Here is a 13,081-nt window from a genome sequence, read left to right as displayed (position 1 = left end):
CATTACCGATCATTGTTATTTAACAAGGCCAATAATTGGTCTTTAGACATTTGCCCTGCATCACCACTGCCCGCTAATACTTTATCTGCTAATGCTTGTTTATGTTCATGCAATTGCAGAATTTTCTCTTCAATGGTGTTTTGTGCAATTAATCTGTACACAGTGACTGGGCGCGTTTGCCCGAGACGATGAGCGCGGTCTGAGGCTTGTTGTTCAACCGCAGGGTTCCACCATGGATCTAAATGCACTACATAATCGGCAGCGGTTAAATTAAGCCCGATTCCGCCAGCTTTGAGGCTGATCAAAAATAGTGGCGCATCGCCCGCTTGAAATTTATCAACCTGTTGTTTTCGTTTGTTGCTGCTCATACTGCCATCTAGGTAGCAATATTCTATGCCTCGCTTTTGCAAACGTTGCTCAAGCAGTTTTAATACATCAACAAATTGGCTGAAGATCAGTGCTTGGTGATTGTTCTCAAGTAACTCTGTAATAATGGCTTCGGCGGTGTCGAGTTTACTCGATGGCAACTTACTGCTCTCTAACAGTAACTGCGGAGCAATACAGGCGCGGCGTAATTTAGTGAGTGAAGCTAAGATGGTGATGTATTGGCTGTCTTCCTGATTTGCTTGTTCAAGCGCGTTTAAACGAGTGGCCTCGTACAATGCTTGCTCTTTATCACTGAGCGCAAAGGTTAAATTTATTTCGGTTTTTTCTGGCAGCTCAGTTAATACAGTTTGTTTGGTACGACGCAGGATAAACGGTGCAATAAGGGTTTTTAGGGTGTCTGCTTGTTGTTGGTTTTTATCGGCATTGCCAAAGCGCTTTTTAAATACCGGCAGAGTGTGTAAAAAACCCGGCATTAAAAAATTAAATAAACTCCACAGTTCACCTAAGTGATTTTCAATCGGTGTGCCAGACAGCGCTACTTTAAATTGACCATTGAGCGCAAACGCGGCTTTTGCCCGTAAGCTCAAAGGGTTTTTAATTGCTTGTGCTTCGTCAAACACAATATTGGCAAAACTAAATTGACAGAGTTGCTCGCTAATCAGCGGCAATAAACCATAACTAACAATCACTAAATCATGTTTACCTGCCGTAGCGAGAACATCGCTGCACGCGGTGGCGTTTTCGATGATTTTTACGTTCAAACTAGCTGCAAATCGCTCGGTTTCGACTCGCCAGTTATGACACACTGATTTAGGTGCCACCACTAAACTGGCGCCTAAACTACTGCGCATTTGTAGGACAGTTAAAGTTTGCAGCGTTTTGCCCAGTCCCATGTCATCGGCTAAGCAGGCATTGAGCCCCCAGTTAGCCAATTGCATGAGCCAGTTAACGCCAACCACTTGGTAATCGCGCAGCACATTGATTAAATGCACCGGTAAAGTGGGCTCTATTGTTTGCTCAAATTTAGCTAAGCGAGTTTGCCAGCTTTCACCAAAGGTGACATCACCTAAGTCGGCAATCGTTTTGTGTAATGGCAGGGCGCGCGCATTGGCAATCCTTAGCTCATCAGTAGGGTTGTGTTTATCAAGGTTTTGCATACCTTCTAAACGATTTAACAAGTTAGTTAAACGCTGATCCAATAACAGCGAATTACCTTCTGAAAACTCTAAAATACTGCCGCGGCGAGGTGCTTTGAGTAGCGTTTGTAATTCGTATACTTGGCCGCTGGGCAGTGAGATATTGCCACTGACACTTAACCAGTCATTATCGTCATTGAGGTTCAGCGACAGGTGTTTGCTCTTCGCCACTTGCATGCCTTGGCTGCTTTCATCCCAGCTTAGTACCAAGGACTGTTGTTGCTGTGCTGTTTCAAGTAGTTCTATTGCTTGGCTGATATCTTCTGGTAAGTAAAATTGTTGCAGTGACTTGTTATAGTGCGGCGCTTGTTTATCTGCAAATACACCCGCCATACCTGTTAGTAGTTTCTGCAGGGCTTTCTGTTCTGCTTTTAAATCGCGCTTGATTACAATGCTGTCGGTTTGTTCATTGATACTGTGCGCTAAGGTTAACGCACCAATACCGGGCTCAAGCCAAGGGCCGTCAACGCCAACTGGCATGCTGTAAAAGTTAACATTAATGCCTAATTGAGTCAGCGCAACCACCGCGGCAATGTCGCAGAGCCCTTGGCGTACGTTATTAACTTGGGCAAACTCGCTACGTTGGCTACTAATATGGTGTTCGTTGGCCAGCACTTGCAATGCACTATTGAGTTGCGGCAATCGTTCTTCGGTAAGGTTATTGGGTTGCTGTTCAAGTAATTTCAGTAGCTTGAGCTGTTTATCATCAATAGTGAACACTTGATAACAATGAGCATGGCTGTGTAAAAGTAAAAAATCACAATCAATATCGCTAATACTCGGTTGCATCACCAAGCGGTAGCAATCATTTATGTCTTGTGCAATTTCAATAACAAACTCGCCTTTAATTAGGCTAATTGGCTGGGCGTTGTGATCTTCCAGCCCTTTAAATCCGATTAGAGCTTGTAACACTGCACCAGTTGCATGGATTTCATTGTAACCAAACCCTGCATGACTATTTAGCGCTTGGATAAATTGACGGTCGGCACTGGTTAGGGCGTCTTCATATTGGCTGTAACTCAGTTCATGGGCGTTTACTTTACGGCCTTTGGTCCAGTCGCCTTTGGCATTGAGTTGTTGCACTTTGGCTTGAATAATCGGTAAATCTAGATGAGTAACATCGAGTTGCCAAATCACGCGTTGCTGCGCAGTTGGGGTGTCTATTTGGCTAATTTCATTTAACCAACGTTGCCATTGTGGTACGCGGGTAAAGTGCTGTAGTAAACCTGTGCTCGGTAAAGCAATATCATCACTAAGCCAATTAACTAAGTGAGTACATTGCTCTGCAAGCCAATGTTGCTGGTGGTTTGCGGCCGTTTTAAGTTGTGTTAATAACTGTGTGTCATCGCGTAAGCTATTTATTTGTTCATCGGTGGCGTTTTTGATGATTGCTAGTAATAAGCAAAATAACGGCGCTAAAGCATTTGGGTTATTAAGCAAATAACTTAAGCTACCGGCTAAGCGGTGATGTTGATAGTGTGCTAAGTCATCATCAAGCAAGTGATCAATGCCTTGGCAGGCGTGACTTAACTCACCAAAGGTTTTTTTATACCATTTGCGACACGTATTGAGTTGTTTAATATCAGCCGCGCTACCGCTAATAAATAAGCACAATGTATACAGTAAGCCTGTGAGCTCACTGGGATAACTTCCCTTACCAAATTTTTTTCTGTACGCGGTTAATACGCTTTTATAGAGTACTAATGCACCATCGATAGACTCACCCTCAATGGCACAACTATTGGCCTCGATAAAGGTTGCTAATACAGCATCTTGTTGGTTATCGAGCAGTTGTGTAAAGCGCTTATCTTGCAGTAATAGCGCTAGGTTTTCATTAAGGTAAATACGTGTATGAACTGCTAAAGCCGGGGCTGCCTGACTGACCAGAGCTGGCCAAGCGGGTTGTTCGCTGAGGTTAAAAAACTGTCCACGAATAAAGTGCTCTAAACATAGTTGCTGCCATGCATTTGGTAAACAGTGCCACACTTGACTGCTATATTGCGACTGCGCCAGCAAATTTATAACCTGAAAATCAATTTCTTGTGATAAATCTTTCGGCATCTTCGCGGTGTCATGCTGCTGGCGAATATAACTAAATAACATGAATAAAAAGTCGCAATTATTGTCAAAGTAAATACAACTTTGGATAGCTTCGGTTAGAAATGCATTTAGTATCTTAGGCTGTTGAGTGACATTAATAATTACATACGCTAGCGCGTTGATGGAAATACGAAAGTGCGCACCATAAGGTAGCTTCCAGAGCAGCTCGTCAGCTTCGAGCTGTTTTGTGTATTTAGTTACTTCAGCTTGGGAAAATGAATAACCATTTTTAAGGTGATTATACAGGCGTTTGGTGATCTGCTGAGTGGAGTTTTGATAGCCCTGGGAAGCACTGCTGATTATTAGTGCAAGTAACACACACAGTTGTTTTTGTTGTTCGTCAGTTGTGGCGGGTGGCAAAGTGTTAAATGACATAAAATCAATAATTAAAGTCGCTAATAATTGCAGTCAGTATAAATTTCAGTAGTGTTAGTTACAACCAATAAAAAAGCGACCAAAAGGTCGCTTTATTAATGCTTTTAGGCAAATTTATTGCACCATTGCAAAGAGCTTTTGTAGTTGCGGCATATACTCTTTTACTAGGTTTAAGTTGTTTTCGCTCACTACTGGCGCATCTGCACTGCCAGCATTTGCTGAGTTAGCAACTGAACCTAACAATGAGCTAGCACTGTTGTTTTGCGAGCCACCCATACTTTGCAAACCACCCATTAGTTGATTTACTTTTTCTTTATTCTCTGGTGATAAATTGCCCTTGAGGTTTTCAAGGTAAGCCATTGATACTTCAGAACCTACAGAAATAAGTTGCTCAGGTGTAAAACCATATTGATTAGTTAATGCGGCAAATTCTTTGTATAAATCGTTATCTTTGATCATACCAAGTGCACCTAAAGCCATTGCACTGGTACCGCCTTCTGAGCCCCCTAGCATGCTACCTAAGTCCATACTTTTTAATGCATCTTGATTTTGCGACCAGTCAACTACTGCTGGCAGTGCTTTCATGTAGCCTTGCAGATCACTTTCAGTAATGTCTGCAGCTAGGCTTGAAAAGCTCATTGCTAATAAGCTGATTGATAATAATAATTTTTTCATAGTTAGATCCTTTGTTATTTCCTATTGCGCATTAAAAACTAAATATAGCTTTACCGCTATTAATATTAGTTGATTTTGGTCTCTATGCAGCAAATGCTATAATGCATTTTTGCCAAATGTAACTGAACCTAATGTTAACTATTTCAAACGCTGTAACAATTGATGAGTGGGAAGTTGAACTAACTGCTATTCGTGCACAAGGGGCTGGTGGGCAAAACGTTAATAAAGTAGCTAGCGCTATTCACCTGCGTTTTGATATTAATCGCTCAAAGCTGCCTGAATTCTATAAAGAACGTTTATTGGCGCTTAATGATAGCCGGATCACAAAAGAGGGGGTGATTGTGCTCAAAGCGCAAAGTCATCGTACTCAAGAGTTAAATAGAGAAGACGCACTGGCGCGTTTAAAAGAGTTGATTGTCTCAGCCACTAAAGTGCAAAGGGCACGCCGCGCGACGAAACCGAGCCGGAGTTCGCAGCGTAAACGCATGGATAAAAAAACCAAGCACGGTAACACTAAGGCATTGCGTGGAAGTATAAAATTTTGAGTAGGCAGCTAATGTGCCTACCCATCAGTTTTTACAACATAGGTTTAAGCACATCGATTAACGCGTTGATATGATCGTCGCGGTCATTAAGGGCTGCAATATAACGGTATTTCTCGCCGCCGGCATGTTCAAAAATTTCACGGTTTTCACTTTCTAATTCTTCAAGTGTTTCAAGGCAATCTGCGCTAAAAGCTGGGCTGATAATGGCAATATCTTTGATCCCTTCGCTTGGTAATGCTTCTAAAGTAGCGTCAGTGTATGGTTTTAACCATTCTGCTTTACCAAACCTGCTTTGAAAGGTACTGACCACTAAGTCTTTATCAAGGCCTAGTTTTTCGACCACTAAGCGGGTGGTTTGTAGACATAAACAATAGTAAGGATCACCGCGCTCTAAAAACAATTTTGGCATTCCATGATACGAGAATACTAGTTTCTGTGGCACCCCATTGGTTTGTAAGTCTTCACTTATACTATTGGCGAGTGATTCTATATAGGTGGTGTTTTTATGATAACCATTGATGAAATGTAGCTCTGGCACCCAGCGCCATTTTCTCAGCACTTTTGCTACTGCATCAAAGGTTGAGCCAGTAGTCGGGCTTGAATACTGAGGATATAAAGGGAGCACGACAATACGGGTAAAGCCTTTGTCGCGTAATTCTTCTAAGCCTGCTTCAATAGAGGGGTTACCGTAGCGCATCGCCATCACCACTTCGGTATTTTCATAACCTTGGCTTTTTAACTGAGCGGCGAGTTTGTCTCGTTGTAAGCGAGTAATATGGGTTAATGGCGAGCCATTTTCGGTCCAAATACTTTGGTATAATTTTGCCGAGCGCTGAGGGCGTACTCGTAAAATAATGCCATGCAAAATGATCATCCAAACTAATCGGGGGATCTCAACGATGCGCGGATCAGATAAAAATTCTCTTAAGTAAATACGTAATGCCTTAGCTGTGGGTGCATCTGGACTCCCTAAGTTGGTCAGTAAAACGCCCGTTTTTTGATGAAAACGCTGATCATGAGGGTTATCAGTAACGGCTGAAAATCGCGACACACACTGCTCCTAAAGAAAAATAACCAGTTATGGAAAATATAATTATTGGCCTATTGTAACGAATCAAAGGCCAAATAGGATCACTGATTTATGATGATTTGATCATGATCCGAAAAGGCGATGGTTTTTTAGCTTCAAGCTGTTGCAGTTTTTCTATCGACTTGGCGCTAAAAAGATGGCCTTTTGGCAGCAACATAATACCGCTATGACTATGTAAAGCATGCCCTAACACCATATTCACCGCAAGTTGCTGAGCACTGATGATTTGCATGGAGCCGCCTTTTGATTGTTGCTTAATACATTTGATGCTGCACTCAGTTAAGGCGCGTACCAATTTAGGGTGGTAGTAAGCACCACTAAATTGTGTGACGGTTTCTAAAGCATGTTGGTGCTTCTGCTCCTCGGATTGTTGGCATTGTTCATAGGCATCCCAATAATCACGTGCTAAGGCAAGGATCATTGCACTCAGAGGAATATCATTACCTTTGAGTCCTTTCGGCAAACCATTACCATTATAATGCTCGTATTGATGATAAATAGCATCAGACACATCGTGTAAATGAGTTGCTGGCATTAGCATCAATTGCGCTGTGCTAGGGTGAGTGTAATAGCGTTTGCGCTGTTGCTCGCTCAGTTCGTGTAAAGGGTGCTCATATAGTTGCGGGTCCATAGCTAGCAACCCTATCTGTGCTAAATAGCCAGCCATAGCGGCCATGTCGATATTTTTCTTGGGAAGCTGCAGTTGCTTGGCTATCTGGGTACAAGTATTAGCGATATTTTCTGCTTTGCTGCCATCTAAATAGGGGTTGGCGTTAATAAAATTATAGAGTAATTCAACGGTTGAGCGGTGTTCATTTTTTTCACTGGCATTAGCGACTTCAAGTTGTTTAAGTACTTGTTTTATTTGTTTTGTGCGTTTTTCTACGCGTTGTTCTAGTGAGTTATTGAGTTCTTTTAAAGCAATATTTTGTGCATTGATCTGTTGTTGTAACGCTTGGTTTTGTTTTTTTAATTGGTATTTTTCAATACCGTCAGTAACTGTGCTTAACAGTAAATTGTTTTGCCAAGGCTTTTGGATAAAGCCATGGATCTGACCTTTATTGATGGCGCTGAGGGTGGTGTCTATGTCAGAAAAGGCCGTGACTAAAATTCGCTGCGAGTCTGGTGATAACTTTTTAGCTTGATTAAAAAGCTCGGCACCATCCATTTGCGGCATCCGCATATCACTGATGATTACGGCAAACTCGTGTTGCTTGATGCGCTCTAAGGCTTTTAGTGGATCTGCGAATGTCTCTACATGGTATTGTTGACCCTTGAGGAGTCGCGATAATGAGCGAAGGACTATTTCGTCATCGTCAACACAGAGAATATGAACTGCTGATTTATCCACAAATAACCCCATTATTTAACATACCCTTTAAACATAGCGTGTGTTTATGCTAATGAAAACGTGTGAAAAAAATAAATTGTGCTAATTTTATAAAAAGTAATCGTTTTTACAAAATAGATATTAGTCCGCTGCTGACAACTCAAGGCTTTATTTGTGCAAATCTGTTGGTGAGGCAGCAAAATAACTATTACTGATGAATTGCTCTCTTATTGGTTTTTTTTGGGGTTTGCTCCGTAAGCCATCCAGTGCTATTACAATTTCGTTTCATAACAAGAGACAAAAAACAGATGAAAGGTAGTATTTTTCACGCGTTAGAGAGCTTAGTTTTACAGTACAGAGACATGGGATATTGGAACGCTTTACTGGCTAAAAAGACACCTGAGGGTCGTTGTTATGTGTCTGTAAATAATTACCCTGATGCTGAGCTTAATGCATTAGTGGTAGATATTTGTGAAGAATTAAAACTTGAGCCCAACGTGGTATTAACTGTTTTTGGTCGTCATTTATTTGCCCATTTAATGCAGCATTATCATGTTGTTAGCCTATTTCAATACTTTGAAGCGTTAATTTTAAATATAACTAATGTGATTCACAAGGAGGTAAATAAGTTGCATCAAGGCGCTAACTTGCCAATTATGCGTTGTATGATGATTAGCTCTGGTCATATTGAAATGCACTACAGTTCACAGCGAAGGCTATGTATTTTAGCTGAAGGATTAATTTATGGGGCTGCAGAGCATTTTAAGGTGGAGGTTAAAATTAAACACCCGAAATGCCAACATCGCGGTGATGAGGCTTGCGTATTAGATATTTACTATAACCCATTGGTCAAAAATACAAATGCCGAGTAACAACGACGAGTATAAACAAGCCTACCTTCGCGAGCGTGCTGCGCGGATTCAGGCTGAGCAGCTAATAGAGGATAAAAGCCGGGTTTTATATGCATTAAATGAAGAGCTGGTAAAAAAAGTGGCTGATTTTGAGCATCAGCAACAGTTGTTTATTCAAGCTGAAAAAATGGCCACCTTAGGTACTTTGTCGGCAGGCATTGCCCATGAAATTAATAATCCGTTAGCGTATGCAATGAGTAACCTTGAATGCTTACAAAGTACACGGTTAACTGTAGACAAATTGCTGTTATTAAACGAGCGGTTTACATCAGGTAAACTCAGTGCAGCGCAGCTAAAAGACACCTTACTGCAACTACAAAAAGCGCAGTCTTTTACTGCGATGAGTAACGAAATTCAAGAACTTGTTGAGGATAGTCGTGAAGGGCTAAGGCGCATAAATACAATTGTGCGCAATCTACTCAATTTTGCCCGACCAAAAGACAATGAAAAACAATTGGCTAATATGACAGATGCAGTAAAAAATGCTATTAAATTGTTGTCAAATCAATTGAGTAACTGTGAGGTTAATTGCCATTATCAAGCATTGCCAATGGCTTGGTGTAATTTAGCTGCCATTAATCAAGTAATGGTGAATTTACTAATAAATGCCAAGCATGCTTGTGATGAGCTTAGTGATACGCAAGCAAAAATTACTGTTACAGTGGCGTTTACTGAGCAGCAAATATGCATTACTGTCAGTGATAATGGCTGCGGTATGAGTGAGCATGTCAAAGCGCATATTTTTGATCCCTTTTTTACCACTAAGCCCGTTGGTACCGGCACTGGTATGGGAATGACGTTAGTGTACGCTATGGTTCATGATCACCAAGGGACAATTGAAATTGATAGCCAGCAAGGGCGAGGCACACAGATACACTGTTTTTTCCCAATTTTAAGGCATGAATAATTTGCTTTTAAAAAAACCAATAGTTGGTTAGTGTATAGACAAATTGTATAACGACCTGAGGGTGTATAATGCTTAATGAAAAGAGTAAATTGGTTCTTAGTGATTATTTAAGTCAGCACCCTGAACTAAAAGTGGTGAGCACTGACAGCATCATTGGTTTTATTAGTGGTTTATTGGCGTGCTCTGAGTTTTATGGCGAGTCAGAAATAGCAAATTACATTGCCGATAAAAATGAAGCTATTTATACCCGCTTAATGACCGGCTCTGCTGAACATGAAGCAATGATCACTTTATTAGATAATGTGACCGAAGCGCAGGTAGCGCAGCAACATTTACTGAGCGCTATTTATCCCCACGCAGATGATGCGAAAGCGCCAAGTGAGCAACTGCAACAGTGGTGTGTGGGTTACTTAGCCGCGTATATGGTTAATCAAGAAGTATGGCAAAGCGACTTTGGGTTTTTACTTAGTGCAGATAAACAACAAGTAGAAAATCAAGAAGATGGACAGTTGTTTATTGATAACTTTGAAGCCACCTTAAACTTACTTGCAACCTTTGCAATGTGGCCGGATACAATTAAAGAGCACCCTGAACCTGAGCAGCTCAGCGCTGGTTTCCCATTACTTTATAAAGGCTTGGATGAAAGCTTAACCAGTATTGCATCAATGGCATTAATGCTTGAAGATGAAAAGTTAGCGCTGTGGGAAGAAGAAGGCTGATCATTTATACTATTTAGCGCACTACAAAATTTTAACAATGAGCATGATTTGAATAATCATGCTTTTTTTTGTCTAAAATTCAATCAGAATTGTCTTTTATTATAAAAATTGGCTAATTATTGCATATTTCTACCATTGTCGCAGTTAAATATGTTTCTTTTTGTACACTTATGTTGCTAGGATGTTTGCCATGGCGTTATCTTTGTAAATAATGCTCAGACAATTAATTATAATTTTTATGCATTCTTTTCTTATTGCAATTGCATTAGCAAGTAAAGAGTCAACAGGGTCGAACACACATGACAACACTTCGTTTAAATACATTGGCTATCGCCATCGGGCTTGCTTTTAGTAGCTCAGCTGTTTTTGCTGAGCAAGCACAGGTTCAAGCAGAAAAAAATATAGAACAAATTTCCGTTTTAGGTTCGCGGGTTTCCAACCGTACTGCTACAGAATCATCGTCACCAATTGATTTAATTGATGCAGATACCCTCAATAAAGGAGGGTTTACAGAGCTTGGTCAAAGCCTTCAAGCGACGGCACCGTCGTTTAATTTTTCTCGTACACAGGTTTCTGATGGCTCAGATTTATTTCGCCCTGCGACCTTACGTGGCTTACAGCCGGATCAAACCTTAGTACTGGTGAATGGCAAGCGTCGTCATAATCAGTCTATTTTTGGCTTAGTGGGTACTGTGGGCGCAGGGGCTGCGGGTACTGATATGAATGCCATTCCACTATCTGCACTTAAAGGCGTTGAAGTATTGCGCGATGGCGCCGCGGCGCAATATGGCTCAGATGCTATTGCCGGAGTGATTAACTTATCGTTAAATGATTCAACAGGGATCACAACCGGTTATGTGCAAGCCGGCAGTACAGGTGAGGGCGACGGTGATACAGTATCAGTGGGTTTAAACCGTGGTTTTGATTTAGATGATGAAGGCGGGTTTATTAATTTCTCTGCTGAATATCGCGATGCTGATGGTACTAACCGTGCTGAGCGTGATATTGGCGGCTCGGTTGATGTACCGTATGGCACTTTGTCTGACGATGTGCGTTGGGGACAAGGTAATTCTGAAAGTGAATTTACCTCACTGTTTTACAATATGTCATTGCCAATGGGCGCGACTGAACTTTATTCATTTGGTGGCTACTCTGAGCGTACTGCTCTGGGTAACGGCTTTTATCGTAACTTTGATCAAGCCAGCAAGAATGTAACACAAGTATACGGTGATGGCTTCTTACCGCGTATTTATAATGAGGCGCAGGATATTTCACTGGCACTGGGTATTAAAGGTGAGATAAACACTGACTGGGGCTACGATGTATCCGCGGTTTACGGTGAAAACCAATATGATTTTACTTCACGTAATACCATTAATGCTTCTTATGCTGCAGAGTATGTAGCGAATAATCCTAGTGCAAGTGATGCTGATATTGTTGCAAACTCAGGCCCTAATGGCGGTTACTCGGGTGGCTTTAGGTTTGATCAAACCACAGTTAATGCTGATATTAATGGCATTATTGATATAGGCCGCAGTGAACCTATTTATCTGTCATTTGGCGCAGAGTACCGTAAAGAAAATTACCAAATAGTACCAGGGGAAGAAGCATCGTATGCTTGTGGTTTAGCTAATATGGATACCTCTTATCCTGCGGTGAACGATCCTAACCAATTTGCAGAGTGTGGCTTTCAAGCATATAACGGTTTACGACCTGAAGCGTCAAATAAGCAAAGCCGTGATAGCTACGCATTTTATATTGATGCAGAAACCATGCTGACAGATGCCTGGAATATCAGTGCGGCGATGCGTTATGAAGACTTTTCAGATGCGGGAGACGATTTAATTGGTAAGCTTGCCACTCGTTATGAATTTAATGATGATTTTGCTATTCGTGGTGCTGTATCGACTGGTTTTAGAGCGCCTTCATTACAACAAAGTGCTTACACAGCTTATACCACTAATTTAGGCGCCGGTGGCGTACTGGAACAATCATTTATAGCCACTTCTGGATCTGCCTTTCCTGTGGCGCTGGGGGTAGAAAGCTTAGAGCTGGAAAGCTCTGAAAACCTGAGCTTTGGTTTTGTTTATGATGTAAGTAGCGAGTTATCACTGACTGTTGATTTTTACCATACCGCAATTAAAGATCGCATTACTTTAGGCAGCTTCTTATCGGCAAGTGACGTGGCGTTTAGCCCTGCAGCTGTGGCTGCATTAGCTGAAACTGGCGCTGATCAAGCGGCATACTTCTCAAACTCAGTAGATTCAACCACGCAAGGGGTTGATATTATCGCTTCATATCGTACTGATCTGTATGACGGTAGTTTCTCGGCGACGTTTGCTGGGAATTTAAATAGCACGAAAATTGATGATGTAAATGCGCCTGCTGGGATCCCAGAAAATATTGCTTTAGATGATATTCAACGCAGCTTTTTAACCGATGGTCAGCCAGGAGAGCGCGGTACACTGACATTTGATTACGAACGTGATGCAATGAGCGCCATGCTGCGTTTTAACTACTTTGGTAAAACAGACGTTAAGTACTTTGGTAATGACCACATTGGTTTACCAGATGAGCTTTCACCAACGGGTGAGTTTAAAGATACCAGTGTGGTTGAATCTGCGGTGTTAGTTGACGTTAATTTTGGCTACCAGCTAACCGAGTCACTAACATTAAACGTTGGTGTGGATAACTTATTTGATGTCACGCCAGATGAACTTGGTGAAGACGAAGTGCTAGATTTTATTACAAATCAAGGCTTTAAATACCCAGTTAGAGCTCTGCCATATGGCTTTGATGGTATGGCTTATTACGCTAAAGTTAGCTTTAGCTTTTAAATAGTACAA

At 41.5% G+C, this 13,081-nt stretch carries 9 protein-coding genes; 5 read left to right on the top strand and 4 right to left on the bottom strand.

Going from position 1 to position 13,081, the window contains the following annotated elements:
- Window positions 1–2: 2 nt before the first annotated feature.
- The gene (locus A7968_RS00940) at window positions 3–4,058 is read right to left on the bottom strand and encodes a DEAD/DEAH box helicase (RefSeq protein WP_064664707.1); all 4,056 of its coding nucleotides are present in this window, start codon (window positions 4,056–4,058) and stop codon (window positions 3–5) included.
- Between the two features lie 114 nt (window positions 4,059–4,172).
- Window positions 4,173–4,733: a hypothetical protein gene (locus tag A7968_RS00935; RefSeq protein WP_064664706.1), complete on the bottom strand. Its 561-nt coding sequence runs from the start codon at window positions 4,731–4,733 to the stop codon at window positions 4,173–4,175.
- A 131-nt stretch (window positions 4,734–4,864) separates the two neighbouring features.
- Here A7968_RS00935 and arfB point away from each other — a divergent pair, with 131 nt between their 5' ends.
- Complete coding sequence (gene arfB / locus A7968_RS00930; RefSeq protein WP_064664705.1) at window positions 4,865–5,278, top strand: alternative ribosome rescue aminoacyl-tRNA hydrolase ArfB; 414 nt, start codon at window positions 4,865–4,867, stop codon at window positions 5,276–5,278.
- A 31-nt stretch (window positions 5,279–5,309) separates the two neighbouring features.
- Here the strand turns inward: arfB and hemH are convergent, their stop codons facing one another.
- Complete coding sequence (hemH, locus tag A7968_RS00925) at window positions 5,310–6,329, bottom strand: ferrochelatase (RefSeq protein ID WP_064664704.1); 1,020 nt, start codon at window positions 6,327–6,329, stop codon at window positions 5,310–5,312.
- Window positions 6,330–6,417: 88 nt separating this feature from the next.
- Entirely contained in the window at window positions 6,418–7,719 is a 1,302-nt protein-coding gene (gene nosR / locus A7968_RS00920) for a response regulator c-di-GMP phosphodiesterase, NosR family (RefSeq protein WP_371850140.1), read from the bottom strand.
- Between the two features lie 287 nt (window positions 7,720–8,006).
- Between nosR and A7968_RS00915 the strand changes: the two genes are divergently transcribed.
- The 4 genes from A7968_RS00915 to A7968_RS00900 all read left to right on the top strand — a co-directional run bounded on the left by A7968_RS00915 (window position 8,007) and on the right by A7968_RS00900 (window position 13,072).
- Window positions 8,007–8,570: a heme NO-binding domain-containing protein gene (locus tag A7968_RS00915; protein ID WP_064664702.1), complete on the top strand. Its 564-nt coding sequence runs from the start codon at window positions 8,007–8,009 to the stop codon at window positions 8,568–8,570.
- On the top strand, window positions 8,560–9,516 hold the full coding sequence (locus A7968_RS00910) for a sensor histidine kinase (protein WP_064664701.1): 957 nt from the start codon (window positions 8,560–8,562) through the stop codon (window positions 9,514–9,516). Before A7968_RS00915 ends, A7968_RS00910 begins: the two co-directional genes overlap by 11 nt.
- A 68-nt stretch (window positions 9,517–9,584) precedes the next feature.
- Complete coding sequence (locus tag A7968_RS00905; RefSeq protein ID WP_064664700.1) at window positions 9,585–10,235, top strand: UPF0149 family protein; 651 nt, start codon at window positions 9,585–9,587, stop codon at window positions 10,233–10,235.
- 299 nt (window positions 10,236–10,534) lie between these two features.
- The gene (locus A7968_RS00900) at window positions 10,535–13,072 is read left to right on the top strand and encodes a TonB-dependent receptor plug domain-containing protein (protein WP_064664699.1); all 2,538 of its coding nucleotides are present in this window, start codon (window positions 10,535–10,537) and stop codon (window positions 13,070–13,072) included.
- Window positions 13,073–13,081: the final 9 nt, after the last annotated feature.

This window comes from Pseudoalteromonas prydzensis (assembly GCF_001661495.1).
Taxonomy (GTDB): Bacteria; Pseudomonadota; Gammaproteobacteria; order Enterobacterales; family Alteromonadaceae; genus Pseudoalteromonas; species Pseudoalteromonas prydzensis.
The sequence above is the reverse complement of the archived record's forward strand: the minus strand, read 5'-3'. Positions and strand labels throughout refer to the sequence as shown.

Excerpts from the sequence above, each read along its gene's own strand:
- arfB (WP_064664705.1), top strand. The coding sequence starts at position 4,865 with ATGTTAACTATTTCAAACGCTGTAACAATTGATGAGTGGGAAGTTGAA.
- A7968_RS00940 (WP_064664707.1), bottom strand. The coding sequence starts at position 4,058 with ATGTCATTTAACACTTTGCCACCCGCCACAACTGACGAACAACAAAAA.
- A7968_RS00900 (WP_064664699.1), top strand. The coding sequence starts at position 10,535 with ATGACAACACTTCGTTTAAATACATTGGCTATCGCCATCGGGCTTGCT.
- A7968_RS00935 (WP_064664706.1), bottom strand. The coding sequence starts at position 4,733 with ATGAAAAAATTATTATTATCAATCAGCTTATTAGCAATGAGCTTTTCA.
- A7968_RS00910 (WP_064664701.1), top strand. The coding sequence starts at position 8,560 with ATGCCGAGTAACAACGACGAGTATAAACAAGCCTACCTTCGCGAGCGT.
- A7968_RS00905 (WP_064664700.1), top strand. The coding sequence starts at position 9,585 with ATGCTTAATGAAAAGAGTAAATTGGTTCTTAGTGATTATTTAAGTCAG.
- A7968_RS00915 (WP_064664702.1), top strand. The coding sequence starts at position 8,007 with ATGAAAGGTAGTATTTTTCACGCGTTAGAGAGCTTAGTTTTACAGTAC.